This is a genomic window from Nostoc commune NIES-4072 (assembly GCF_003113895.1).
GTDB classification, from domain to species: Bacteria; Cyanobacteriota; Cyanobacteriia; order Cyanobacteriales; family Nostocaceae; genus Nostoc; species Nostoc commune.
The window spans coordinates 7027135-7053978 of the sequence record NZ_BDUD01000001.1 but is presented as its reverse complement, the minus strand read 5'-3'; the positions used below and the strand labels follow the sequence as shown (position 1 = coordinate 7053978).

The following is a 26844-nucleotide window of genomic DNA, read 5'->3' as shown; positions in this document are numbered from 1 at the left end:
AAAGGGTGATTTCAGTAACTCAATACTTAAAAAAGCAGAAAAAGCAGACCTTGTGAGAACACCATTGGCATTAACCCAACAACATCTGCCTTATATTTTATTGGAATTTTGATTAAAATTTGTATATATTTTATAGCCCTTGTCGAGAAACTAGCTTTTCAAATTGGGCTTGAGTTTGATGGAGTAATTGGTGGCGACTATCTACCAGTGTTTGCTTCAGGGTTGGAACAAGATTGCGAGCTTGCAGAGTCATGTGAAGTTGCAGGTTGGCGACATATTCACTGAAATCTTGATTCATTTCATCTGCGCTTGCATTCGTTAATAAATTTGATTCCATTGCCACTGTGTTCTCCTGTGTTAATCCTATGCTGTCTCTCTTCATGAACAAAAAGTATCACGTTATTTTGACTAACTTCTTAATTTGCAATGAAGTTTAACGCTTCTTAGGGATAGGGATAGGGATAGCGATCGCAGTAGGGTTTTTTTCTGCCCCTTAAAATCTCAAACCAACACCACCTTGTACAGAGATAGCTGTACCACCGCTATCACGGTAGGCATCAAAAGCGATAATGGCATTGCCAAAAAGTACAGTATTGCTATTTGGGATCATATAATCAATGCCCGGTTGTAAAGCAAAACTAATTTTGTCGCCCACAGGAGAAGAACCACCACCACTAGCCAACACTAATCCAGCACCCAGGTAAGCATCAGCTTGCCAGTTAAGGGGTAAATCGTAGGAAACCGTTGGCACAATTGCCGTATTATTACCAATTAACACTTGGGCACGTAGTGAAAGTGGCGCTTCCAAAAGCTTGTAGCGACCGGCTAGAACTCCACCCAATTGGATACCATCAGTAAAACCAACAGTGGGGCCTATACCGACATAACTGCCATAAGCTACTTGAGCTTGTACTGGTTTAGCAGTTGCCAGACTCAACACCAAGCCAGCCCCCAAAACTGAAACCAAATATTGAATACACTTCATAACTAACTCCTCACACCAATTAGTCATTTGTCATTTGTCATTTGTCATTTGTCATTGGGCATGGGGCATGGGGCATTGATTATTCGCTTTATCTTCCTCATCTTCCCCTGCTCCCTCTGCGTCTCCCCTCCCCTTGCCCCTCTACTCCCCTCCCATTCTACGGGCAACTAGAATGAATGCCTCCTTGAGTACAAATGTATGCGATTTGCTTAGGATCTAAATTTTTGGCTTTAGAAAAATCAACCCCTTGGACTACGGCAGATACTGAGCCTAAATCTGGGGTTTCTACAAATTGATCGGCTGGATCTTGTTTACTAGGGGCGAGAATTGCTCCCTTGAAATCTGCTCCAGCAACATTTGCTCCCCGTAAATCTGCAAGACTCAGGTCGGCATTTTGCAAGTTAACGTTTTCCATCTGGGCAGAACGCAAAACAGCACCAGCTAGACGAGTGGCGCGGAGGTTAGCATTGCTAAGATTAGCACGATCCAAATAGGCTCCTGATAAATCTGCCCCTTGCCAATCAGTGTTCGTTAAGTTGGCAAAGGATAATTGTGTTCCTATGGCAGTGGCGCGACCTAAACGGGCAGCGTACAGATTGGCTTCGTTCAGTTTAGCGTCACCTAAATCTGCTCCTGTCAAGCTGGCTTTTTCCAAAACTGCGTTTCGGAGATCGGCTCCTACTAGTTGGGCGCTGTTGAGTTTAGCCTCATATAGACGTGCGTTGGATAAATTGGCTCTGTTGAGAGTGGCGCGGCTCAAATCGGTACGGTTCATCAAGACGCGACTGAGATTAGCATCAGTAAGATTGGCTTGCTGCAACTGGGCTTGGCTTAAATCAGCCATTACATCGTCGTAGGTATCCCAACGTCCATCTTCACCCACGCCTCGAAAGCGGCTACCTTTAAAGCTAGCTTGATTAAGATTTGCAGATTTAAACTTAACTCCTGACAAATCAAGGTTGTCTAGTACCAAGTTGAAGAAAGAACTTCCTGGAGTCCCGCTTTGACCTAATTGGGTATTACTAAGGTCAACGCCCTCGATTTTACCGCTATAAACAGAGAGAATCTTGTTGAGCGTTCGCTGGTTTCTTTGTAACCGCCCTTGCCGTAATTCCCGTTCTTGGGTTGCAGCACTACCCACAGACTCTAGTTCACTAACCAAAAACTGATTTTTATTTTTTAATTCCGGGATGGCTTTGGGCCCGACAGTTGTCAAAGCTTGTTGAATTGTATCTAAGAGGGTGGGGTTAGTTTCGCTAACCAAGAGATTCGCCAAAAATTTGATGGACTCTGGGTCATTAAGACCACCTATAGCCAAAATTGCACTTTGGCGTTGCTCATTAGTTGCTCCAGAGTTGGGAGCTAATTGTTTGACAAGTTCGAGGAACTGTTGGCTGTTGATTTTCTCGGTTGCTCGCTGGGATTGTTGAATTTGGATATAAACTTGAGTACCGATTAAAGTTGCCAATACAGCAGTCATACTCGTAAGCCCTACCCCAAACAAAGTCAGATTAGGATTTTGCTGTATCCGCCGCCAGATATTGGGCGACTGATTGGTTTGGGCTGCCGCTAATTCTTCTCCCTCCTGCCATTCTTCTGGTTCATCATTACCATCAGCAGACTGAGCTTGTTTGTTGTTAGCTGAGAGTGAGGATGGCAAGGGGCGAGTCGCGTCTATTGTATAAGTGCTTGCAAGTTGATCGTGCAATGCGCGACGACCCCGGCGCGACGGTAAGCCTATCCCTTCACCCACAATCATTAATAAAGATAAAAATGTGAATAATCCTAAATTAGGAAAAGCAAAGCTGTAGCGCCACAGCAGATAGGCGATGGAAACGGGTACAGTCCAACGCCCAACTCCTTCTCTAATCACTACTGCCCCTAAACCAGGTGGTCTTCCTTGCTCGTTGACAACCCGCACTTTTAACCAACGTTTAGGAATTGTGCTACCAGTCTTAGCCAGTAAATATAATTGCCACCATGAGAGAGTTACAGGTGCTAACAGGGCAATTGTCCACAAAATATTAGTCGGCCATGCTACATTACGGATGCCATAGCTAACAGGTAGGGCCAGGGGTCTAGCGATCGCTCTTTCTGTAACTACCAAAACGGGATTAAGCGGCACTCGGTTAAAATCACTTCTAGAATCGGCATAGACACCAATGCTGAAGGGAATCAACCCACTTGTAACCACTAGTGTAATTTCAGCCGCCCAAGCAGCAAACCGCCTGCTTGCTAGTAGCAACGAATTGGCTCTTTCTGGTTGTTTGGACTGCCCAGATTGATTACTTCTTTTGACAATTGGTGTCGTCATCGCATAATTTCCTTTGATTATTATTTATACGCCGCGATCGGCACAGTTAAAATAGACTAAGCTAATCGGCAAAACGTGAAATAGAATTTTGGAGCTATAAGTCAGGAGCCTTTTGGATCATGGCTCCTGACTTTCATAACTACAGATATGCAAAGTAAATGCATATCAGCTTATTACTTACGTTGAAAGCTACTGGACACAAAAATTTTGTATCCAACATACACTAATACCGCCAAAAGTGCCAGACTAATTACAGATGCAACCAGTTTAAACACTGCTTGCAGCATTGCCAAGCCTACTAGCACTGTCACACCCGAAACTACCAGCTTTTTTGTTCCAGATAGGCTGTTGAACCAAATCTGAAATCGCTCCAGTTGCAAATTAAATTTGGTAAAAATAGATGCCTCAGTCTGTTTTTGTGGTTGGGGAACCACTTCCGGCGAAGAATTAATCTCTGCCTCTAGCTTATTGAGGCGACGCTGCAAGTCTTCTTCTCTTTGAGGATTCATTAATCTTTTCTACCTCAGCTAGGTCACTTATTCCACAACAGACCAACCAAATTATATTTTTGGTGGTTGTCTTAGTGATTTTAGCTAATGTCTGTGTATGCAATACTTTTCTAGCAGTAAAAATTATGATGATTTTTGGAATTTTAACGTACTACGGATTGAAGTGTAGAATATTTTGGTGTAAAAGCGCCACCACACATAGATAATTTGCACAATTAATGGTTTTTACACCCATCAAATCTTCACAAAAAATCCTTAAATTAATGGTATTACTTTATACGGTAGCTTTTGGAACCAAGATGGATTGCCGTCGTCTATTAAGTCCTAGATATAACAATATTGCTCTACAAAAAATCTGGAGCATTAATTAAAATGAAAACGCTTAGGCTACTTACAATCGTTCCCACAGCTTTGGCGATGAGTTTGGTTTTCGCCCAGACTAATTTGGCACAGACGCCAACAATCCAAATTAATCGGAATCTTCAAGCAGATCCACTGATTTTGAAGGGAAAGTCTGGGGGAACTGTCAAAAGTAATTGTGGCAATATTACCACTGAACCTAATCACGTTATCCAGGTTACAGAATCACTGCCTTATTTGCGATTAACAGTAGAGAGTGAAGGAAAGCCAACGCTATTGATCGATGGCCCTGGGGGTCGTTTTTGTGTAATGGCAGATAAATATTCCGGAGGCAAGCCAGAACTTTCTGGTTTCTGGCAAGCAGGAACATACTTGCTGTTTGTAGGCGAACAATCCCCAGAAAAGCCAAACTTTAACTACACCCTCTCAATCTCGCAAGAAACAAAGAAATAGTCATTAGTCATTAGCAAATGACTAATGACTAATCTTCTAGTGATTTGCCTGGGATTTCGACAGCTTTGACATCAATTGTGCCTTCTGGTGTGAAGCGCTGAAAATGACTATTTTGTACTAACAGTGACTCTCCACAGTTGGGGCACTGCAATTGACTGTTATTTAAACCTGTAAATTCATATCGACAGACGGGACACTGGTCAGCAACCAAGTTACGTTGCAGCCACCAACGAAAGCCAAAAAAAGCCACAATGGGTGCTAAAAACAGCAACCCGACAATAATTAGTAACGAATTAACCAACCAACCCAAGCCCAGTGATGCCAGCAACCAAATAACTGCCAGCAGGGTAAGCCAAGGGCGGAGATTTAAAAGATTCAATTGAAATGACTTAAAGCTCATTTTTTAAATGTCGTCCTGCTCTCCTTCTAGGATAGCGATTTTAGTCATTGGTCATTTGTCATTTGTCATTTGGATTTAAATGGATTTCATTGCTGGGGATAGAAGAATTTTTTGCAAGTGCTGTTGAAAGGCATCTATGCCAAACAGAGCGATCGCTTGTTCTCGTAGCCACTCTCCATTACATCGTTGGTCATTCCCTTGAAGCATTTCTATACAAGCCGTTGCTACCGCATCAGGGCTGCGGTGTGGGACTCGCCATCCCAGTTTACCATCTTGCAAAGGATCAGCTGAACCATCGTCGTCACCAGATAATACAGGCACTCCACAAGCCATTGCTTCTAGATAAACTATGCCAAAGCCTTCTTGCGAAGGCATAATATAGGCATCAGCAAGGCGGTAATGTTCCATTAATTCTTCTGTAGCAACGAAACCAGCAAATACGACGCGATCGCTCACACCTAAATATGCAGCCAGTTTAGCTAATCGCGGTTGGTCATCACCGCGACCAATTACCAAATATTTCACTTCTGGGAAAACTTGAGCGATTTGTGGTAATGCCCGAATCGTTACATCTACACCCTTATAAATATCCCCTGACCATAACCGTGCTACTGTCATTAGCACCTTAGCACCAGTTAAGCCATACTTCTTTTCTAATTCTGGCTGCTTGGAACCAGGAGTAAATTTATCGCCGTCAATTGCACAAGGCATCATCTGTACCATTTTTGGGTTTAGACTATTAGCAGCACAAGCGCGATCGCGGCTGTAACGACTAATTGTCCAAATTCCAGCTGCTGATGTCAGGGCGCGACGTTCTTGATTTTTGAGCGGTTCCCAGACTTCTTTGCCGTAAGTTAGCACTGTGTAAGGAATCCCCAAGGGCTGGCAAAGAGTTTGTACTAATACTCCTAAGTTAATATGACCGCAGAAAACTTGTTCTGGACGGTTTTGTAATAGACACTTAAGTAAAGCTGCTGCCATTTTTAGTCTCCCTATTTGGGAAGACTGATTTTTAAAGTAATGAAATTTTAAGTTCTTGTCTTTAAACGGATTTAAGCTATCAGGACTATCTCGCAGCAAAAAGACTTCCGCTTTGTAGACTTGGCTCAATCCTAGATAGGCGCGAAAAATATCTTTTATATATGATTGAATACCGCCTTCGTGGGCAAAAATTTCTAAAAACACGAAGACATGATTAGTTTTTTTGTTAATTTTATCACCTAACTTAAGGTTTTCTGTCACTCTAGTGATATGCATGTTAGGTTATTTACACTCGCGGTAAAGGTGCGATCGCACCGCTTTTTAACCGCTCTAAATCTGCTTTTACCATTTTTTCTAAAAGTTCTTCAAAGCTCACTTGGGGTTCCCAACCAAGGTTTATTTTAGCTTTATTAGGGTTGGCTACTAGTTCAAAATGTTCATCTTGTCGCAATAAGCTGGTATTTAAAACTATATGCTGTGTCCAATCCAATCCGACAGACTCAAAGGCTGCGGCAACTAACTCTCTAACACTGTGCAGTTTACCAGTGCCTATCACATATTCTTCTGGTTCATCAACTTGCAACATTAACCACATTGCTTCTACGTAATCACCTGCAAAACCCCAATCACGTTTGGCATCTAAATTACCCATTTCTAAGGTGTCAGTTAAACCCAATTTAATCGATGCGGCTGCCAAAGAAACTTTGCGTGTAACAAACTGAGGCGGACGTAGAGGAGACTCATGGTTATATAAAATTCCACTACAGGCAAATAGTCCATAGCGCTGTCTGTGATGCACCATAGTCCAATGAGCGTGCATCTTGGCCGCAGCATAGGGATTTTTGGGGCGAAAAGCCGTTTCTTCATCTTGAGGCGAAATAAATACATCGCCAAACATTTCTGAGCTACTGGCTTGATAAAATCTGGTGGATAAACCAACTTGTCGTACTGCTTCCAAAAGTCTGGTAGCCGTACCGGTTATTAGATCCAGGGTTCCCAATGGGTCGTTCCATGAATCGGGTACAAAACTGGGAGCCGCCAAATTATAAATTTCTTGGGGACGTAGCTGCTCAACTGCGGTCAACAGCGCTGTATTATCCCTCAAGTCAACTGTAAAAATTTCTACCTGATTTGCCAGTGTTCCCAGTTTGGTCAAATTAGGTTGTCGATGCGGGGGTACTAATCCTACAACTCGGTAACCACGGTTGAGGAGCAAATGGCTGAGATAGTAGCCATCTTGACCAGTTATTCCTGTAATTAGGGCTGTCTTAATCATATTTTCTCCCCTATTCCTCTATCTCTTTAAGCACAAAATGGCACTTGTTGGAGAATAAAAATAAGACTCTCAACACTGCTGACAAATATTAACAAGGGAGATAGCGTAACTCGAATGTTATCTTTACTGTATTCATTAATTCTTTTTATACAACAATATTTTTTGAAGCTTTACAAAAAAATCATAATTCATAAGCAATTTTACGTAAAAAATATATTATCCCAATCCTAATAGTATTGAAAAAAAGTATACTTTTATCAATCAAATAACTACATATTTGAGCATAAATTACTTCTGCTCGTGTTTCTGTTTTCAAATAAGTGGCTCAACTTAAGGCAAAATTTCCGCCCCTTGCGCGGCGACATAGAAGAAGTTTTGTTTGTTGTACTCCTAATTATAATCAGGCTATGTGCAACGTATTGTAGAAAAGACAAGCTTTCGCACCCTGCGGGTACTCCTTCCCTACGCTGCGCCTATGCTCAAAACCCAAAATTGATATCAGAAGTATTCTTATCTACTTTTACCTTTGACTGCTTAACTTTTACTTTTGCGCTTCTTGAGAGTATTTGACGATGAGGAGGCAATTTCTACCATCTGCACCACGTTCGTATACAACACGATCAGCTAACCGCCGCAGGAGAAACCATCCATAACCGCCTACTTGCAGTGTACCTGGTTCTGGCTCTGCGATCGCATCAGGATTAAAAGGTTTTCCATAATCCCAAATTCTAATCTCTAGTCGGTCAATCCATAGATAAATGTTAATCTCAATGGTTGTTTCTGGGGGTAAAGCATGATGAGCGTGACGAACAGCGTTAGTAAAGCCTTCTGCTAATGCTAAATTTAGGCGATCAAGTTGGGTTTTTGACCAGCCAAGTTGAGACAAATGTTGCAGACAAAATTGCTCAAACCATTCTTGCACTTGGTTTAGGAGACTAAGTTCGCTCTTAACCGTCAGATGGTCTTGCTGCACTATGCTAAACATTAACTGTGACTTAAATATAAGTAAACCCAAGTTGCTAGTTATTAAATTTTGCACTATTCGCAGAATTTCTCTGATATAGAAAAATCTAAATTTAGATATTCTATGTCCCAAAAGACAAAACATGAACGATTTTGACATTTCGAGAATTGTAACTAGCAACTTACGTTAAGTAAGTGAAAAATGTTTGTATTTGATGACTTTCGGTGATTTTAAATTTTGGAATAGTTTTTCCATCCAAAACCTCAGATCCCAGATGCAATCTGAATTATTAAAATTGACGCCTGTAAATTTTTTTCAAAAGCACATCTGCATCTGCTCTTGAAACTCACAGGCGTCAAAGCACTTTGTGGTGACTAATTTAGAATAGTCCCAAGGTCAAAGATTTATCCAATGGCAAGGCAGCACCAATACCCAGCCACAAGGTGACCAGGGTACCAAAGAGGAACACTGTGGTTGCAACTGGACGACGGAAGGGGTTTTGGAACTTATTAACGTTCTCAATAAAGGGAACGAGGATTAGCCCTACTGGTACAGAACCCATTGCTAACACTCCTAAAAGTTTGTTAGGAAGCGATCGCAAAATTTGGAAGACTGGATACAAGTACCACTCTGGCAAAATTTCCAATGGTGTGGCGAAAGGATTTGCTGGTTCACCGGTCATAGCGGGATCTAGCACAGCTAGAGCCACAATCGCAGCGAAGGAACCCATGATCACGATTGGAAATACGTAAAGTAGGTCATTAGGCCAAGCGGGTTCACCATAGTAGTTGTGACCCATGCCTTTAGCAAGTTTGGCTCTTAACTGAGGATCGCTCAGGTCAGGTTTTTTTTGTGTTGACATATTGAAATCTGCTCTCCTGCTTAACTTAAATTAAAGCATTTGTGAAAGCTATCAGCTACTAGACAACCCTAGCAGGCGGCAAACAGTATTTGTCTATTTTCGGTCAGCCGCCTGGAGGGTGTCTCCAGCTTTAGCCTTCAGATACAAATGTTTGTTTTTTGAAACTTATGTACAATTAATTTGTGTTTCATAAGTTTAAAACAAACAACTTCATCTGGAAACTGATAAATGTTGCCGAGGGCTAATAGCTGAGATTACAAAGGCCCGGAAATGCCTTGTTTGCGGATCATCAAGAAGTGAAACAGCATGAAGACTGCAATCAACCAAGGCAGTACAAAGGTGTGTGCGCTATAGTAACGAGTTAGTGTTGCTTGACCAACACTCGAACCGCCGCGCAGTAGGTCGGAAATCAAAACGCCAACCACGGGAATTGCTTCTGGTACGCCGCTAACGATTTTCACAGCCCAGTAACCAATTTGATCCCAAGGTAAGGAATAGCCTGTGACTCCAAAGGAAACTGTAATCACAGCTAGGATGACACCACTTATCCAGGTCAGTTCGCGGGGTTTTTTGAAACCACCAGTCAGATAAACGCGGAAGGTGTGCAAAATCATCATCAATACCATCATGCTGGCAGACCAGCGATGGATGGAGCGAATTAGCCAACCGAAGCTGACTTCATTCATGATGTACTCTACAGAGGAGAAAGCTTCAGTAACTGTTGGTCTGTAGTAGAACGTCATCGCAAATCCAGTAGCAAACTGGATGAGAAAGCAAACCAGGGTAATTCCACCCAAACAGTAGAAGATGTTGACGTGGGGAGGGACGTACTTACTAGTAACGTCTTCAGCGAGTGCCTGAATCTCTAGGCGTTCCTCAAACCAGTCGGAAACGTTGGCCATACAATCTCAAGTTCCTAAAAGTCGGTTGCGGTTGATAAATCCCGAAGTTCTGAATCGGCGACCAAAATTCTGATGATTTCAAGCCTCGGCATCCTGTGAGTTTGCCTTTAGGTTTTCCCGTTCGATAAAGGAAAGGGGTTGCCACAGGCTAGGGTAGCAGCAGAATTGTCTACGGACTTCTCATAAGCCGCCGCTCAGACTTCTCTCCCAATTAGCAATTTTGGGATTTTAGTAAAGGCGAGTTTTGTTTACTTGTCAGCTTTCAGCGTGCTAAGAGTCTTCAGAAACTTTACACTCTGTAAAGAAGGAATATATTGCGATCTCTTTACGCCCCTGCACAGAAAATGGTGGACACAAAGTAGATTTTATCCTTTGATCAGTGGATACAACGCATCAGTTGACTGAACAACTTGATGAGAGGAATGCACCACTTCTATAAAAAAAGTAACATAATCGAGAGATAGATTTCATCAACAACAGAGCAAGTGGGCATTATCTAGGCAATTTGGGTTGAGGTGGAATTGATAATGGGGTTCATGAACAAACAAGTCTTTCGGGTTGGATTTTCATTGTTAATGGCGTTTTGGGTGGCATTAGGTACGCTCACGCAGCCGGCGATGGCTTTAACATCTGAACAAAAGCTGGTTTCGGAAGTTTGGCGAATTGTTAATCGCACTTATCTAGATGAGACGTTTAATCATCAAAACTGGGCGGCTGTGCGGCAAAAGGTGTTAGAGAAGCCACTAAAAGACTCAAATGCCAGTTATGAGGCTATTGGGAAGATGCTTAAGAGCCTTGACGATCCTTTTACCCGCTTTTTAGATCCAGAACAGTACCGCAGCTTACAGGTTAATACTTCTGGGGAACTGACTGGAGTAGGATTACAAATTACTTTAAATCCTGAGACTGGGAAGTTGGAAGTAGTGGCTCCGATAGCAGGTTCACCAGCAGATAAAGCGGGAATTAGACCACGCGATCGCATTCTCAAAATTGAAGGCGTTTCCACAGAAAATCTTACCCTAGATGAAGCTGCGACTAAAATGCGCGGCCCGAGTGGCAGCCTTGTTACTCTCCTCATAGAACGAGACGGAGAGGCAGAAACAGAAATTAGACTGACACGCTCGCGCATTGCTCTTAACCCTGTGGTTTCAGATTTGCGTGTTTCTCCTGAGGGTACGCCCATTGGCTACCTTCGTCTTACTCAATTCAATGCCAACGCCTCAACGGAATTGGCACACGCTATTTCTAGTCTAGAAAAAAAAGGCGCTGATGCCTACATTCTAGATTTACGAAATAATCCTGGGGGGTTACTACAATCAGGAATTGAAATCGCCCGTCTGTGGTTAGACTCTGGTACTATCGTCTACACTGTGAACCGACAAGGTATTCAAGGTAGTTTTGAAGCCTTTGGGCCAGCCCTGACGAACGATCCTCTGGTGATTTTGGTGAATCAAGGAACTGCCAGTGCTAGCGAAATTCTTGCTGGCGCCCTCCAAGATAATGGTCGCGCCCAGTTGGTAGGTGAAACTACTTTTGGAAAGGGCTTAATTCAATCTTTATTTGAATTATCCGATGGTTCAGGCTTGGCAGTCACAATTGCTAAGTATGAAACTCCTCAACACCGGGATATCAATAAACTAGGTATTAAGCCAGATAAAGTGATTTCCCAAGATCCAATTAACCGCGAACAGATTGGCACGGAAGCGGATCTGCAATATCAAGCAGCAATGGAACTTTTGAAGAAAAACTCGGTTGTGGCGGGGAAGGTGTAAAAAGAGACGCGATTAATCGCGTCTGTACAAGAGTTAGAAGAAGGTTTTTTACATGAATTTAAGTTTTTTCAAAAAGCATCCACTGTTGTTTGTCATAATAATTTTCTTTGGGCTTTTTTTCAGTAGTACAGTAGTTGCTGCCAACTTAAAATTGTATTTAGCTGCTCATAACTCTCGGTCACTACAATCAGCAAATCCTCAAGCCATTACGATTGCAGATCAACAACTATCTGTAGATAAATTACTAAAATTGATCCAGCAACGATTGCTAATTGCACATGATGTAGCCAGGTGGAAATGGAATAACAAACGTCCTATTGAGGATCTGAAGCGAGAACAAGAGTTACTATTAAAGGTTAGGCAACAAGCAAAAACTCATAGTCTAGAACCCGATAGAGTTGCAGCATTTTTTAAAGCACAAATAGAAGCAGGAAAAGTCATCCAAACAGTTGATTTTCAAAACTGGCAAAAGCAAGGCATTAAATCTTTTCCTAATGTGCCAGACTTAAACCAAACATTGCGACCATCGTTAGATAAATTAAACACAGAACTTGTCTTAGCTTTAATAGAAGTGACTACTGTTCTAGGTTGTCCGCAGATACGAGAATTAATTCAGTCACGTTCTCAGGTGATTATTCAGGGAGATGGTATTGATCGGCAAGTGCAGAGTCTAGCAATTTCACCCCTGCTGAAATTTCAAAGCGCTTCTTGCAAAGTAGTTTCCTGCTTATGCTATCTTCCCTTTAGCTGGAACCGAACGCAGACTAGCAGCGCTGCGCCCCCATGCTGCCAAACCATTACCCGGAAAAACAATCGCCATTCTCGACCCAGGGACAAAACTGGTGGTTGATGTTATCCCCTGTGAAGACGGTCATTCCCAAGAACGCTCCTTGTTCAATCAGGTTTTGGCACAAGTGTACATGGGGTAGACAAAATCGAAGTCGGTCTATCTGATTTTTACTTGGTGGATGATATTCACGGCATCTATCGGGGCATGATGATTAGACTTCTTGCATAAGTCGGGAAAAGGGGAAGGGGGAAGGGGAAAAAGTTCTGTATTATCCGCTTCCCCTAAAACCATTACCCTTTTCCCCAAGAGTGCAAAAAGCACTTTTGCAAGAGGTCTATTGCCATTCCTCCGGTTCATTGGCAATGCTTTGAGGATTTTACACTCAATCAGATGGTAGATATTCTCCAACATCTAGCCACAAAAGTACATCTGAAATCGTTTCGCAAGCATTCCAGAAGTCCCAAAAAGAAGCGACCAAGCACAATCGGGTATTGAGCCAATTGCAAAGTATTATTAATCAGTTAGAAAAAGTGCAAAATTGTACTACAGCCTATCTTAAAGCTCAAAAGTTACTACTTTCGGCAAATAATAAACTCAGGCAGCTACAGATTAAATAAATGGTAGCGATCGCTTTAGTATGTTAATATCTCTGCCAAAAATCTTTGCAATATAATTAATCGGCTATAGGGGCGTACAGCTATACGCTCCTACTTATATATCAGATATTTCATGAAATGAAATTAGTCCATTTGTACTATATATTTTCTATTTGATTTCTAGCCAGTTGTGGTGAAGCGGTGACGCTCGCTCTACTTGTTAACTGCATCCAACCCTAAAAGGGTAGTTCACACGGGCGTCAACAACTGGCCATTGGGTGGGATTTTTGAGACGGGAATCGCTCCCTTGTAGAATTTTCTCAATGTCCCAGTAACCCTGTTGATATCTCAATTAAAACTGCAACAGAAAAATTTTGGATGCCAAATTGCCAAAAGCACTCAATCAATTTTGATTGGGTAAACATAGGCGTTTTTATACCATGAGAAAACGCTCCAGGTGTACTCTGGAGAGGCTTTGCAGGATTTGTTGTGACTCAGCAGTATATTAAAAACTGATGCAGAACTTTATATATAGGAAGTTCAGTAAGCCTTCATGTTGAATTGGGGTTCTGCCCAATCCAGTTAATTTGGATTTTGATCATTTTTTCCTGAATGAATGTCCTGTTTTACCTTTTTACTCGCTGTAGATGTGATTAGAAACGCAAGGATTATTGGGGAGAATTCTTTGAGCATCGAAAACGACGGTCGCGGCAGTGGCAGGAATTGTTATAGCTTTTGTATTAGTCTTTAGATAGCGTAGGCGCACCCCGCCTTAGACATCGCTATCGCCTGGTGAAGTTTCCTGATTAAAGTGGTCTTATGTTGAATGGGGGCAAGAAGAGTGAAAAATCCGGATTAATGTCTTTTACCTGCTCCCAGATATAGCTCACCCACTTTAGGATCGTTCAACAGTTCTTGACCTGGGCCTGAAATAGCATCGCGTCCTGACTCCAGTACATAGCCGCGATTAGCCATTTCTAAAGCCTTACGGGCATTTTGTTCCACTAATACGATCGCAGTACCCGCCTGATTAATTTGTTTAATCTGCTCAAACACTTGTGTCACCAAAATCGGGGACAAAGCAGCAGATGGTTCATCCAAAATCAGCAAACTAGGTTCCAACATCAAAGCTTTGCCCATCGCTAGCATCTGGCGTTCTCCTCCAGAGAGAGTACCGGCGCGTTGACGACGGCGATCGCTTAGTCTGGGGAACATAGTAAATATTTTATCTTTAATTGGTTTCAGAGGAACGTTAAGCACAAAAGCACCCATCTCCAAGTTCTCTTCAACACTAAGGGAGGGGAAAACATTGGCGATTTGCGGTACGTAGCACATTCCTCGTTGAACTATTTCATTGGACTTTAGCCCCACGAGATTTTCACCTTTGAAGGTAATTGTCCCTGTGTGGGGGATCAAAAGTCCAAAAATTGCTTTTGCTAAAGTAGATTTACCAGCGCCGTTGGGGCCAATCACAGTTACCAATTCGCCTGGTGCAACGCAAAAATTTACGCCTTGCAGGATATCTACATCTTTAATGTATCCAGCGTGGACATTTTGGACATCTAGTAAATAATCATTTGTCATTTGTCATTTGTCATTGGTCATTGGTCAACAGTCAAGTTAAAAATAGCTATTGACTGTTGACTATGGACTATTAGGGAGTTTTTTGCAACTCTGGTCGTTCTTCTGCAAGAATTGCCCCTTCTACTGGGCAAACTTGGAGACATATACCACAATCGATGCAAGTGGCAAAGTCAATCCAGTACCAATCAGTTCCCTTGGCATTTTTGCCTGGGCCATCATGAATACAAGCTACTGGACAGGCATCTACGCAGTCAGCAACGCCTTCACAGACTTCTGTAACAATTGTGTGCGGCATGTTCTCGATTCCCTCTTTTCTGTATCGGCTATTTCTAGCCTAGCAGGGGAGTGGGGAGTGGGGAGTGGGGAGTGGGGAGTGGGGAGTTAGGAGTTAGGAGTTAGGAGTTAGGAGTTATAGATATTAACTCTTCACCAATGCCCAATGCCCAATGCCCAATGCCCAATGCCCAATGCCCAATGCCCAATGCCCAATGCCCAATACCCAACTCACTTAACGCAATGGTTCAATTTTTGGTGAGCCATCAGCTTTCATCCAAACAATTTGGGCAATGCCGCGATCGCTTGCATATTGGCGAATAGCGTCTGCATCCCTTCCCCCTAAATCAATTTCTACGCGCACTAAATCAGTAGAATCTCTGAGTTTTTGCGCGTAGGCAAAGGCAAAGGCGTTAGCGCTAGCTGTCTCTGGTACTACCAACCAATCACTTGTTGGAGTTGCCTGTGGTAATTGCTGAGTTGACAACAGAACTTGGTATAAATCTTCAATACTTAGTCCAAAACCAATACCGGGAATGTTTTCTCCTTGGGGATGATATAGCCCCAAAAGCTGGTCGTAGCGACCACCTCGCCCTAAAACTCTAGCTTGAGATTCGGTATCATTAACAACTTCAAAAACGATACCAGTGTAATAATCTATGGTCTGGATGAGGCTGAGGTCGAGGATTAACGGAAATTTTTTCTCTGATTCCAGTAATTCTACTAGGGATTTGAGGTTATTTACTGCTTCTCGCTGTTCTTCGTCTAGATCCAAACTACTAACTTTTTGCAACACGTCTGCACTGGGGCCACGCAAATCTAGCATGGTTCGGGCACGATCGCGTAGTTTATCACTTAGAGGTAAAGTATCTATAGTAATGCGGTCAAGATGAGCGATCGCACTGCGAACTTTATCCTGTAAATTAGCAGGAAAGGCACTCAGGAGCGATCGGGTAATTCCCGCTTCACCTAAAATTAAATGCCATTCCTGCAACCCTAGTGCTGCTAAACAATCTGCTACTAACAGTAGTACTTCCGCATTCGCCAACAATCCGCCAGCACCTAATAATTCCACCCCAGCTTGATAAAACTCTTGCTGGCGATTGTGTCTACTTTCCCAAGTGCGGCGAAACACATTAGCGTTATAGTACAACCGTTGCGGATAAGTTGCATTTGCCATGCGAGTGACAACTGTGCGAGCAATGGATGCTGTTAATTCTGGACGTAGCCCTAATTCATCATCTTCGCCATTTTGTAGTTGAATCACCATCTGGCGCTGGATTGCTTCCCCCGCCATCAGAGTATCCATGCGTTCTAAAGTCGAGGTGATAATCCTGTGATATCCCCAACGGTGAAACACCTGCTGTAATCTATCTTCAATCCAGCGTTTTTTCTCCACATCCAAGGGCAATAAATCCCTGGCTCCTGCTGCTGGTTGATACACCATTATTTTTTCTTCCCACCAAACAAACCACCGAACAAACCACCACTACCAGATTTATCTGGTTGCTTATCTCCATTATTGGCGGATGAAGTCACCTTATGATCACTTGGTTGTTGTCCTATAGCTCTATCTATTTTAGGCTTCCATTGCAGAGCCGCTTCGTCGTTGGGGTCTAATTTAAGAGCATTGTCGAAGTGGATTTTTGCCATTTTTAGCTGATTTTGCTTCAAATACACCATTGCAATTAAACTATGGCAATGACTATTTTTAGGTTCTAGCTTGAGGGCATCCTGCAACTCTACTTTGGCTTGGGCAAATTGGTTTTTATCAATCAAAGATTGAGCGCGACGAATATACTGTTCTACAATCAAGTCTTCTTTTGGTGGCGCTGGTGCTGGTGCTGGTGGTGTATTTGACTGAGGCGTAACTGATTCGACTTTGGGTTGAGCAGGTGGCCGCGGCGCTGCGGATAGTTTGCTTGCACTCCGCATTAAATACACTAAATTCAACTCACTAACTTGGGCAATGACTTGCAGTGCTTGCTCTAAAGAATCATATTGAGTTTCAGCGATTTTAGCGATCGCACTTTTATAGAAATGCTCAAGATTAGGCGTCTGGGCTAACTGTTTAGCCAACTCGGTGGTGAGAGTCACTGAAGTAGATTCTTGTAGCAGGCGCTTGCCAATTTGCGACAAAATTAAAATATATTCTGTGCGAGTGCGATCGCCACACAGTTTTTCGTAAGCTGGGTTAACCAACTTTGATAAAAATTCGTTCCCTAGCTGTTTTTGTTCATCAGTTTCAGTAAAACTACTATCCGGGTGTAAGCGACGGGCAATTTTGAGATAGCGTTTGCGAATCTCTTTGACATCCGCATCCACTGGAACGCATAAAACTGCGTGATGATCTATGAAATCATATTTAAATAGTCCACGATCTATTTTGAAAGACATATAGAGGTTTTGCACCAAAGCAGCATTTAGATTCTTTTTAGTTTACCCAAAGTCAGGGGGAAAGCTCCCACCTGCTAAACCCATGCTGACAGTGGTGGAACTTGTAAAAGTTCGTTACTGAGAGAGTCGTGAATATAACTATTTGTAGCAAGAATTCTACCTGACTCAATTTTGACAGGTGTCCCATCGTAGGCGGTAACTTTGCCCCCAGCCTCTTGTAACAAAATTATTCCGGCTGCAATATCCCAAGGAGCAAGCCCTCGTTCCCAGTAACCATCGACACGTCCACAGGCAACGTATGCTAAATCTAGCGATGCGGAACCGCTTCGTCTGACTCCTTGAGTTAGATGAGTCAGGTGACTAAATTCTGCGTAGTTGTTATCAGAGGTTTCGCGGCGATCGTAAGCAAATCCTGTGACTAGTAAGCTTTTATTAAGTTCCGATGTTGCCGAAACCTTAATGGGGCGACGATTACGCGTTGCTCCTAAGCCAGCAGCAGCCCGGAATAGCTCATTATGGAAAGGGTCATAAATTACACCAAGTTGCGGAACGCCATTAATTAACAGTCCAATAGAAACAGCAAAAAATGGGTATTGATGAGCGTAGTTGGTTGTGCCATCTAGGGGATCTATTGCCCAAAGGTATTCATTCTCTTGATTACCTAATTTTCCTGATTCTTCAGCAAGGATAGAGTGATCGGGAAAGTGGCGGCGCAAAATTTCTAAAATCACCTCTTCTGAGGCTTTATCAGCAGCAGTGACTAAATCACCAGGGCGACCTTTTTCAATAATTGCGTCTTCTAATTTACCTAAATAACCTTGCAAAACGACACCAGCAGCTAAGGCAGCTTCAGTAGCAATATCTAGAAAAATTTGTAGATTAGTCATTAGTTATTAGTCATTGGTCATTTGTCATTTGTCATTTGTCATTCGTTTTCTTCCCCTGCCTCCCCTGCTCCCTCATCCCCCATTCCCCACTCCCCACTCCCCACTCCCCACTCCCCACTTTTCAAAGATTTTGACGGCGAAACTCAGCAGGAGTAAGGTGCATCGGTTTTTCTGGGTTCCAGATTCCTTGGCCCATAAGTCTAGCCCATTGTTGGGCGCGTTCTAAACGCTGGTCATATTTGTGATTAGGCGATCGCTCAACAAACATTGCATTCCCTTGTTTCACTAATTCCTCATTCAACAACACCTTATTTTTCCATACATAAGCTAGAGTTCGTCCGATTTTGTCTTTTGTTTCTAAATCAAACTCCAGCGTTACCGATTGTTCTGCACCTCCAATTAGATTTTCTAACTGTTCTTTTGCTGCGTCCCCCCAAGGTCGCTGTCGCAAATCTGGTGCATCAATGCCAACTAAGCGCACTTGGGAAATTAAATTTGGTTGTTCAGCCATGCCTACCACTTCCAAACTTTGCCCACTAACTACCCGCGCTACTTTTACCTGAGCCTCATTGTTTGGCAGTTGGTTTTTACCTTGGCAACTTACCAAGAGCAACAAGCAAGCCAAAATCGCTATTTTTCGCACCCAATTACTAAGATGCATAGGCATTAAAATTTCGCCTATGTTCGCTGCTGCACGATCAGTGATTTTGAATAAAGGATGCAGGAGGAATAATCTCTTTTGCCTCGTGCTGCAACTAGAAATAACTTTAGTTTGAATCCCCAACTTCTTCAAGTGACTCTTTCTCAGGTGCGGTTGATGAGCAAAACCTCCTGCCTTATTCAATTGTTTATTCCTCATCTAAGGGTAAACCTGCTTTAACTTTCCCCCTAGCAAAATACCGACCAAACTGGAGTTCGTAGACTTCATCTTCGTCTTGTGTCTCTACCTCCAAGTCAGAACGGGGGTAACTCACACATAACAAGGCGTAACCTTGCCGACGTAAATCTGGCGACAATCCGATCGCCTCCGGTTGGTAAATTTCTCCCGATAAAACTCTCACCGCACAAGTGGTACAAGCCCCGTTACGGCAGGAAAACGGCAGTTCTACCCCTTGTTTTTCGCCAGAGTGCAGGATGTAGCGGTCTTCTGGGACTTGCAGGGTGTGGGTTTGGCCAGTGGCGCGATCGCGAACTCTAATTGTATATGTACGGGACATCTGGATTTGCGTTTTGGAATTGGGACTTTCAGATTCAATCTAAAATATCTTTCTTTATCTTTGCATTTTCTGGGATTCTATAGTATAATCGTAACTTGTGGCACCTGGAGAGGTGGCCGAGTGGTTTAAGGCGCAGACCTGGAAAGTCTGTTTAGGGAAACTTAACGGGGGTTCGAATCCCCCCCTCTCCGTTCTCGAAGCTAGTTTAAATATATAGTTTGAACCAGATTTCTACAAATAGTCAGGTTCTTTAAAAAGCAATATGGTTTAGTTAAGGCTGAAAACTGAAAGTTGCGTTGGTTGGAGAGCCACTATGCCCTTGCGGTTTTCCCAACCTGTTCGCGGCTAGTTCGAAGGGATAAGTAAGTGGCGTTTGAGGGAAAAATTTAACATTTTATACTAATAAACTTTATACCCACAACTAAAGTTTTCATTAATACTTCTTTTCTGCTAACCTCGGTTTCCTCTTGTAACATTTGTTTATTTTTCACTCATAATTGAGCCATTTTGTAAAGTGGCCAAACTCCTACTTCACGATGGCGACAGCCTGATGAACGGATCAGGTAAATTAATATAAGTAAATAAAACGCTTTGAACTAAATGGCAGCTCTAAGCTTACAAGAAATTTCTACTCAGTTAGAAAGTCCGAATTTACGCGATCGCATGGTAGCCCTAGCCAATCTGCGTCATGCGTCTCCTGAGGATGCAGTTCCTTTAATTAAAAAGGTACTAGATGACGAATCTTTGCAACTGCGATCTATGGCAATTTTTGCCCTTGGAATCAAGCCAACACCAGAGTGTTATTCAATTTTGGTCAGAATTCTCGAAAATGACCCCGATTATGGTATGCGTGCTGATGCTGCTGGTGCTTTAGGATATTTAGGTGATGCCAGAGCCTTTGAAGTACTTTCACGGGCATTTTATGAAGATACTGATTGGCTAGTACGCTTTAGTGCAGCCGTTTCTTTAGGTAACATTAAAGATCCTCGTGCCCATCAAATACTTATTCAGGCATTGGATAGCAAAGAAGTAGTGTTGCAACAAGCAGCAATCTCTGCACTGGGAGAAATTCAAGATATTGAGTCAGTCGATCAGATCCTGCGCTTCGCACAATCAGATGATTGGTTAGTAAGGCAGCGTTTGGCAGAAGCTTTGGGTAATCTTCCTACTCCCAAGAGTGTTTCAGCTTTAAAATACTTAGAAAAAGACAATCATTTCAACGTTGCCGAGGCAGCCAGGATTGGACTCAAGAAGCTTGAGGGAATAGGCAATCAAGCTTAATATTAAATCCTGCTACCTTTTAATAATTAAGTGAGAATTTTAGCATTTTGATGCAGGGTAATTTTGTTCATGAATATTGAAGAGTTTTTTCAGTTAAGTACTGGTAAATGGTTTTCTCATCGTACAAGTCAACATTTAGCTTTTAAAGAATCTGAAGAGAGTAAGTCAGACATCATCATTGAGACGCTGGCACTAGATGATCCAAAAGTGATCAAACTATGTCAACAGTACGAAATTAATCCTAGTTCCGCTTCTTGTGCTGCCAAAATTACCTGGAACGGCACAATAGAAAAAGATAAAACAAAACACAGTGGTTCAACTGTGTTAGTTTCTGTAACTGATGCAGATAATCCAGCTGAAGGTAAGTTACTGCGGGAAATAGTTGATACCGATAAAACTCCAGTTGCTGGACACTATAAATTTGACAGTGATGGTGCTTTAATTCTAACTATAGAGGATGAAACCATGTCGTTAGAGGAGCGTCTGTGGTTTGCTAGCCCCAATTTACGAATGCGGGTAAATGTCCTCAAGAGTTCTGATGGATTTAGTATCGCTTCTTTTACTTCTGAGATTCGCATGGGTGGTTTTCCACCAGCTGCGAAGGCTTCAGAAGCGGCTAATTCAGTATCGAGTTAGGTTTTGTAGGCTGTGTTATGCCGCCCTCTTACGCACCATCCTAAATTTTTACTGCGTTATTTCAGTGCGTTAGGACTAATGTCTATAACGCACCTTTTTATATTAGAAGAAGTGCAAATAACAAAATACCAAACTGTGGCAATACTTGTCGGTTAAGGGGAAAAGGGGAAAGGGAAAGAAAAAACCTTTAACCCTTACCCTTTACCCTTTTCCCCAAACCTGATTCTGAGTTAAAAATCCTTAACCGAGCAGTATTGCAAACTGTGGTTGATTCCATAGTGAAGAAAAACTTAGATATATTTCTCTTGGCGTTGAAACTTTTTAAATTTGCAAAAAGTTAGCGATCGCCTGCGGTAGTGGCAAAATAATTACAATCAGCAATGCCATTGCCAGTAATCCCCAAACGTCACGTTGGTTATCCAATTCAGTGACATCATTCAGTGCAGGCTCATCAATCAATGGCATAAATAATAAGATAATTGCCCACACCAAAAATTCTTCTCTGACTAAAGCCAGTAATAGCAATAACACACGAGCAATTTGACCAATTACCATCGCAGTTCGTTGTCCGAACATTGCATGGACAATGTGACCTCCATCTAGCTGTCCCACAGGCATTAAATTTAAGGCTGTAACAATTAGTCCCAAAAAACCAGCTACTGCAACTGGATGCAAATCAAGGGCTGATTTTGCCGTTAACTGACTACCCAAGGCTAACTTCGAGAGTAGTGCTAGTAAAATGGAATACTTGGGATTAAGGGCATCAGGATTTAAAAGTCGGGTTTTTTCAGTGATGGAAACCACATCAGAATGAGCCAAACCCCATATTAGTAATGGGACAGTCACCACAAAGCCTGCAATTGGCCCAGCGATACTAATGTCAAATAAAGCTTTGCGGTTAGGAATAGGACTACGCATCTGAATAAATGCACCGAAAGTTCCCAAGAAGAAGGGTATGGGAATAAAGTAAGGCAAAGTTGAGCGAATCTTGTAGAATCTAGCTGTTAAATAATGCCCAAGTTCGTGAATACCCAAAATAGTCATTAACCCTAAAGCATAGGGTAATCCCTTGAATAGAACATCTGGGTTAGATAGAACTTTGAACAAAGAACCGGCTTCCCATAGAGGCGGTAGAGAAACACCAGCAATTTCTACTCCCACCAAGGTAGTAGTTACCAAAGTAGCTGCTAGCAGTAAAAGTGCTAATCCTGGTCGAGTTAAGCGTTCCTGTTCGCGTCGTGGTGTTGTATTATTTCTCTCTTTAGCAGCTTGAGTGTTGGGAACCAGCACAAAGAAAGGTTTGTCATTTAAACCTTCTTGAAAGATCAGCAAGAAGCGATCGCCAAATTGTGCTTCAATATTAGTTTTAATCTGCTGATAGGCGTTGTTAGCTTTAGTTCGCAACTGACCACGGCAAATCACAGCTTGTGGCCGATACTCAATATTTTGAACGTAGTATACAGACCAAGGAAAACAATTTCGTAGTTGAGTTTCTTCTGTTGGCTCAATGGGACGCACTATTGGTTCTGTAATAGGCTGGATAGTCGGGGGTGATTCTGAGGCTTGGGGTTGGGTTTGGGCCTGTGTATCTCTTGGCGATCGACGTCCCCATTGAAACAATGTCCAGTACAACACTGTGGAGACAAATATCGACCAAAGAATCAGCGCTGGCGGTGGAGGTTGTTTCGGCCCATACACCAGCGTCCATCCACTCAACAGTAATGCTGGTGCCATTAAAACCAGCCACAATAACCATACTGGCGTCCGGGTGATCTGAGCGACGCTGTGCTGCACCATTAGATAAGTAGCTAGCCCCAGTAGGAGGATAAATAGAAACCAAAATGCCATATTATCTTCAGTAATTTTGACAAAACGTCTCACCAGTAGCTTCAGCACCATAGCATTAACTACAAGGCAGACCTCAAATCCCAATTTTTTTCAAACGGTTAACAGTGCTGGTTAACGCTCAAGTTTCAATTCTTTAGAATTTCCACACTGTCACCAGATTGTCTACAACTCCTCAGTTTCGGCTCTTTTATCATGTGCCCTTTACCTCAAGTGCCAAGTCATACAACTAAGCCACCACGGGCTGTCTTCCCTAACGAAGTTCCTAGCGCAGGTTCTCTACAATCGAACTTCGCACAAGAGAGCATTTTTGCTTTTCCACCCAATCGGGACACATTAGGAGGAACCTCTTATCTTATTGTAAGAAATGAAGGCAATATCCTGATAGACTGCCCTGCCCTAGACCAAACAAATCAAGATTTTTTGCGATCGCATGGAGGCGTGCGTTGGTTATTTATTACCCATCGAGGCGCAATTGGCAAGACTGCTGAATTTCAGCAAATCTTTAGCTGCGAGGTTTTGATTCAAGAGCAAGAAGCTTATTTGTTACCAGGCTTAACCTTAACTACCTTTAGCCAGGAATTTACGCTTGATGCCGCAGCCCAAGCAATTTGGACACCAGGTCATTCTCCCGGTTCATCTTGCTTCTACTACAGCGAACGTGGAGGTATATTATTTTCTGGTCGTCATTTACTCCCTAACCAGCACGGTGAACCAGTACCATTACGGACAGCCAAAACCTTTCACTGGCCCAGGCAAATTCAGAGTCTTCGATTCTTGTTAGAAAATTTTACACCAGAAACTCTCCGCTACATTTGTCCCGGTGCTAATACAGGCTTTCTCAGAGGCAAGCGCGTTATTGATCAAGCTTATCAACACCTCGCCTCTCTAGATTTATCAGCTTTGCTGCGGATACAGCCTTTTTGAAGCATTGGGCATAGAGAGTTAAACCAATTCGCAATTCGCAATGGGCTAACGCCCCGCTCCGCTAACGCAATTCGCAATTACGTTTTGTGTCGGGGTCTAAATCCCCGTCACAAAACGTGCTGCCTATCTTGCTGGGGACTTAAACCCCCAAAGTTCGTTAAGGGACTTCCAACTAAAAAAATATCCTATCGTGGTGTAGGCAGGGGGGCAGGGAGCAGTTCTTGCTGGGGGAGAAAGAAAAATATGATCTGAGTAAATTGGATAATTTATTTTCTGGAAGTCCCTAAGTATTCCTAAAGAACACAGAAAATATATACATAGGGGTGAATAATTGAAGATTTGTAGTAAATACTTGAGTCCTAATAAAACTTGCTATGAGTGATTAATCACTTACTACGAACTATAATTTTATTGTATGTTTAGTTATGCCTACATACTTAAGTGCTAAATTACGATGCTATCTGAAGATTAAATGACTCTTAAATCGTGTAAAAAGGTACTGTTGCATCTTGCTTAAGTCTGATATCTTCCTGAGAACAGCTTTGTTTTCTGGTAGATTGATGAGTCGAATTAATGGATTTCTAGGACGACGTGATTTCTTAAAATTTGCCAGTTTAGTAGGTATTGCAGCTACTGCTTTTGGTGATAGTTTTTGGAATACAGAATTTAGAAAAATTTAAAAGCAAAGCACAGTCGTAGTTTGTAACAAATAAATCCGGCAGGGGCCATATAACAAGGCCACCCGCCAGGAAGGTATAGTATATTCTGGCCATGTTTGATTAGGTTAGCGCTTATTTATAAAAAATAATTGCATATCCCTAGATACAATAACTAAATACTTTGGAAAACACAGTTAAGAAAAGTTACTAAATAGGTTAATTTCTAATTAAACCAACAATTCCCCAAATGGGGAGATGAGTGAGCAGAGGAGACAAGCGGACAAGGGGACTTAAATCAAAATTTGCAACAAGTGTTTCCCCTTGTCCCCAAGTCCTCTTTTGAATGCCCAATACCTAATGCCCCATAATATAAGAAAGCGCTTCACACTTCTTAAATAATCAGCTTTATTAGAACAATGGCAAGAGACTTGCGGGGATTCATTAAAATTTTGGAAGATAAGGGACAATTACGGCGAATTTCAGCTTTAGTTGACCCAGATTTAGAAATTGCTGAGATTTCCAACCGGATGCTACAAAAAGGTGGCCCAGGATTGTTGTTTGAAAATGTCAAAGGCGCTTCTTTCCCGGTGGCGGTGAATTTGATGGGAACTGTGGAAAGGATTTGCTGGGCGATGAATATGCAGCATCCAGAGGAGTTGGAAACTCTGGGGAAAAAACTAAGTATGCTGCAACAGCCAAAACCGCCGAAGAAGATTTCCCAAGCGATAGATTTTGGGAAAGTGCTGTTTGATGTGCTGAAAGCAAAACCAGGGCGTGACTTTTTTCCTGCTTGTCAGCAAGTTGTACTTCAAGGTAATGATTTAGATTTAAACAAGTTGCCCCTGATACGTCCTTATATTGGTGATGCTGGCAAGATTATCACGTTAGGACTAGTAATTACCAAAGATTGTGAGACGGGTACTCCAAATGTAGGTGTGTATCGCTTGCAACTGCAATCCAAGAATACGATGACGGTTCACTGGTTATCGGTGCGGGGTGGGGCCAGGCATTTGCGAAAAGCGGCCGAACGTGGGAAGAAATTAGAAGTTGCGATCGCACTTGGTGTAGATCCTCTAATTATCATGGCAGCAGCTACACCCATCCCTGTAGATTTATCAGAATGGCTGTTTGCTGGACTTTACGGCGGTTCTGGTGTGCAGTTGGCGAAGTGCAAAACTGTAGATTTGGAAGTTCCCGCAGATTCAGAATTTGTTTTGGAAGGGACGATTACACCAGGAGAAGTTTTACCGGATGGGCCTTTTGGCGACCACATGGGTTATTACGGCGGTGTAGAGGATTCGCCGTTAATCCGCTTTGAGTGTATGACGCACCGGAAAAATCCGATTTACTTAACAACATTTAGCGGTCGTCCACCTAAAGAAGAAGCGATGATGGCGATCGCACTAAATCGTATTTATACGCCTATTCTGCGGCAACAAGTATCAGAAATCGTCGATTTCTTCCTACCAATGGAAGCTTTGAGTTACAAAGCGGCGATTATTTCCATTGATAAAGCATATCCGGGACAAGCGCGACGGGCAGCTTTAGCATTTTGGAGTGCTTTACCACAATTTACATACACCAAATTTGTAATTGTTGTAGATAAAGACATAAATATTCGCGATCCGCGTCAAGTTGTGTGGGCAATTAGTTCTAAAGTTGATCCAGTGCGGGATGTCTTCATTCTGCCAAATACACCTTTTGATACCTTGGATTTTGCCAGTGAAAAGATTGGCTTAGGTGGACGCATGGGAATTGATGCGACTACAAAGATTCCGCCGGAAACAGACCATGAATGGGGTTCGCCTTTGGAATCTGATCCAGATGTGGCGGCGATGGTAGAAAGGCGATGGGCGGAGTATGGTTTAGCAGAGTTGCAGTTAGGAGAAGTAGACCCAAATTTGTTTGGTTACGATATGAAGTAGTATGCTATTCATCACAGCAGTTATTAGATAACTGCTGTTTTGAACTAAT

The 26844-nt window shown here is 42.5% G+C and carries 26 protein-coding genes and 1 tRNA gene; 9 read left to right on the top strand and 18 right to left on the bottom strand.

The window, feature by feature from the left end; translation table 11 throughout:
- Positions 1 to 130: 130 nt before the first annotated feature.
- The 4 genes from CDC33_RS31745 to CDC33_RS31730 form a co-directional block, all read right to left on the bottom strand.
- Positions 131 to 337, bottom strand: a complete 207-nt coding sequence (locus tag CDC33_RS31745) for a hypothetical protein (protein WP_109012298.1) — start codon at positions 335 to 337, stop codon at positions 131 to 133.
- A 156-nt stretch (positions 338 to 493) separates the two neighbouring features.
- A complete protein-coding gene (locus CDC33_RS31740; protein WP_109012772.1) occupies positions 494 to 985 on the bottom strand; it encodes a hypothetical protein in 492 nt (163 codons plus the stop codon).
- Between the two features lie 157 nt (positions 986 to 1142).
- Positions 1143 to 3299 carry a pentapeptide repeat-containing protein gene (locus tag CDC33_RS31735; RefSeq protein ID WP_109012297.1) on the bottom strand — a complete coding sequence of 719 codons (2157 nt, stop codon included), beginning with the start codon at positions 3297 to 3299 and terminating at the stop codon, positions 1143 to 1145.
- A 173-nt stretch (positions 3300 to 3472) separates the two neighbouring features.
- Entirely contained in the window at positions 3473 to 3808 is a 336-nt protein-coding gene (locus CDC33_RS31730; RefSeq protein ID WP_109012296.1) for a hypothetical protein, read from the bottom strand.
- A gap of 372 nt (positions 3809 to 4180) precedes the next feature.
- Here CDC33_RS31730 and CDC33_RS31725 point away from each other — a divergent pair, with 372 nt between their 5' ends.
- Entirely contained in the window at positions 4181 to 4621 is a 441-nt protein-coding gene (locus CDC33_RS31725) for a hypothetical protein (RefSeq protein WP_109012295.1), read from the top strand.
- Positions 4622 to 4649: 28 nt separating this feature from the next.
- Here the strand turns inward: CDC33_RS31725 and CDC33_RS31720 are convergent, their stop codons facing one another.
- The 6 genes from CDC33_RS31720 to petB form a co-directional block, all read right to left on the bottom strand.
- The gene (locus tag CDC33_RS31720; protein WP_109012294.1) at positions 4650 to 5021 is read right to left on the bottom strand and encodes a hypothetical protein; all 372 of its coding nucleotides are present in this window, start codon (positions 5019 to 5021) and stop codon (positions 4650 to 4652) included.
- Between the two features lie 75 nt (positions 5022 to 5096).
- Complete coding sequence (locus tag CDC33_RS31715; protein ID WP_109012293.1) at positions 5097 to 6278, bottom strand: glycosyltransferase; 1182 nt, start codon at positions 6276 to 6278, stop codon at positions 5097 to 5099.
- Positions 6279 to 6288: 10 nt separating this feature from the next.
- Complete coding sequence (locus CDC33_RS31710) at positions 6289 to 7278, bottom strand: GDP-mannose 4,6-dehydratase (RefSeq protein ID WP_109012292.1); 990 nt, start codon at positions 7276 to 7278, stop codon at positions 6289 to 6291.
- A gap of 541 nt (positions 7279 to 7819) precedes the next feature.
- A complete protein-coding gene (locus CDC33_RS31705; protein ID WP_109012771.1) occupies positions 7820 to 8263 on the bottom strand; it encodes an ATP-binding protein in 444 nt (147 codons plus the stop codon).
- Positions 8264 to 8621: 358 nt separating this feature from the next.
- On the bottom strand, positions 8622 to 9104 hold the full coding sequence (gene petD, locus CDC33_RS31700; RefSeq protein ID WP_069068452.1) for a cytochrome b6-f complex subunit IV: 483 nt from the start codon (positions 9102 to 9104) through the stop codon (positions 8622 to 8624).
- Positions 9105 to 9358: 254 nt separating this feature from the next.
- Positions 9359 to 10006: a cytochrome b6 gene (petB, locus tag CDC33_RS31695; protein WP_100900603.1), complete on the bottom strand. Its 648-nt coding sequence runs from the start codon at positions 10004 to 10006 to the stop codon at positions 9359 to 9361.
- Between the two features lie 527 nt (positions 10007 to 10533).
- Between petB and ctpA the strand changes: the two genes are divergently transcribed.
- Both ctpA and aroQ read left to right on the top strand, forming a co-directional pair.
- A complete protein-coding gene (gene ctpA, locus CDC33_RS31690; protein ID WP_109012291.1) occupies positions 10534 to 11778 on the top strand; it encodes a carboxyl-terminal processing protease CtpA in 1245 nt (414 codons plus the stop codon).
- 52 nt (positions 11779 to 11830) lie between these two features.
- Positions 11831 to 12628, top strand: a complete 798-nt coding sequence (aroQ, locus tag CDC33_RS31685; protein ID WP_109012290.1) for a gamma subclass chorismate mutase AroQ — start codon at positions 11831 to 11833, stop codon at positions 12626 to 12628.
- 1391 nt (positions 12629 to 14019) lie between these two features.
- Here aroQ and CDC33_RS31675 read toward each other — a convergent pair.
- From CDC33_RS31675 to CDC33_RS31645, 7 genes are all read right to left on the bottom strand, one after another.
- Positions 14020 to 14748, bottom strand: a complete 729-nt coding sequence (locus CDC33_RS31675; protein ID WP_109012288.1) for an ABC transporter ATP-binding protein — start codon at positions 14746 to 14748, stop codon at positions 14020 to 14022.
- 70 nt (positions 14749 to 14818) lie between these two features.
- Positions 14819 to 15043 (bottom strand): ferredoxin family protein, encoded by a 225-nt coding sequence (locus CDC33_RS31670; protein ID WP_012407913.1) that lies wholly within the window; start codon positions 15041 to 15043, stop codon positions 14819 to 14821.
- Between the two features lie 213 nt (positions 15044 to 15256).
- Positions 15257 to 16468 (bottom strand): ATP phosphoribosyltransferase regulatory subunit, encoded by a 1212-nt coding sequence (locus CDC33_RS31665; protein WP_109012287.1) that lies wholly within the window; start codon positions 16466 to 16468, stop codon positions 15257 to 15259.
- The gene (locus tag CDC33_RS31660; RefSeq protein ID WP_109012286.1) at positions 16468 to 17418 is read right to left on the bottom strand and encodes a J domain-containing protein; all 951 of its coding nucleotides are present in this window, start codon (positions 17416 to 17418) and stop codon (positions 16468 to 16470) included. Before CDC33_RS31660 ends, CDC33_RS31665 begins: the two co-directional genes overlap by 1 nt.
- Before the next feature lie 74 nt (positions 17419 to 17492).
- Entirely contained in the window at positions 17493 to 18305 is an 813-nt protein-coding gene (locus tag CDC33_RS31655) for an inositol monophosphatase family protein (RefSeq protein WP_109012285.1), read from the bottom strand.
- A 121-nt stretch (positions 18306 to 18426) separates the two neighbouring features.
- Positions 18427 to 18972, bottom strand: coding sequence for a thermonuclease family protein (locus tag CDC33_RS31650; RefSeq protein ID WP_109012770.1), 546 nt, complete (start codon positions 18970 to 18972; stop codon positions 18427 to 18429).
- 181 nt (positions 18973 to 19153) lie between these two features.
- Entirely contained in the window at positions 19154 to 19522 is a 369-nt protein-coding gene (locus tag CDC33_RS31645; protein WP_109012284.1) for a 2Fe-2S iron-sulfur cluster-binding protein, read from the bottom strand.
- Positions 19523 to 19628: 106 nt separating this feature from the next.
- On the opposite strand from CDC33_RS31645, the gene CDC33_RS31640 reads away from it, so the two are divergent.
- The 3 genes from CDC33_RS31640 to CDC33_RS31630 all read left to right on the top strand — a co-directional run bounded on the left by CDC33_RS31640 (position 19629) and on the right by CDC33_RS31630 (position 21439).
- A tRNA-Ser gene (locus CDC33_RS31640) sits at positions 19629 to 19713 on the top strand.
- A 409-nt stretch (positions 19714 to 20122) separates the two neighbouring features.
- Complete coding sequence (locus tag CDC33_RS31635) at positions 20123 to 20803, top strand: HEAT repeat domain-containing protein (RefSeq protein WP_109012283.1); 681 nt, start codon at positions 20123 to 20125, stop codon at positions 20801 to 20803.
- Positions 20804 to 20872: 69 nt separating this feature from the next.
- Positions 20873 to 21439 (top strand): phycobiliprotein lyase, encoded by a 567-nt coding sequence (locus CDC33_RS31630; protein WP_109012282.1) that lies wholly within the window; start codon positions 20873 to 20875, stop codon positions 21437 to 21439.
- Positions 21440 to 21760: 321 nt separating this feature from the next.
- On the opposite strand, the gene CDC33_RS31625 is transcribed toward CDC33_RS31630, so the two are convergent.
- Complete coding sequence (locus tag CDC33_RS31625; protein WP_109012769.1) at positions 21761 to 23287, bottom strand: site-2 protease family protein; 1527 nt, start codon at positions 23285 to 23287, stop codon at positions 21761 to 21763.
- Positions 23288 to 23479: 192 nt separating this feature from the next.
- Between CDC33_RS31625 and CDC33_RS31620 the strand changes: the two genes are divergently transcribed.
- From CDC33_RS31620 to CDC33_RS31610, 3 genes are all read left to right on the top strand, one after another.
- Positions 23480 to 24211, top strand: a complete 732-nt coding sequence (locus CDC33_RS31620) for an MBL fold metallo-hydrolase (RefSeq protein WP_109012281.1) — start codon at positions 23480 to 23482, stop codon at positions 24209 to 24211.
- Positions 24212 to 24771: 560 nt separating this feature from the next.
- The gene (locus CDC33_RS41755; protein WP_369694401.1) at positions 24772 to 24891 is read left to right on the top strand and encodes a twin-arginine translocation signal domain-containing protein; all 120 of its coding nucleotides are present in this window, start codon (positions 24772 to 24774) and stop codon (positions 24889 to 24891) included.
- 395 nt (positions 24892 to 25286) lie between these two features.
- On the top strand, positions 25287 to 26795 hold the full coding sequence (locus CDC33_RS31610; protein ID WP_109012280.1) for a UbiD family decarboxylase: 1509 nt from the start codon (positions 25287 to 25289) through the stop codon (positions 26793 to 26795).
- The last annotated feature ends 49 nt before the right edge of the window (positions 26796 to 26844 follow it).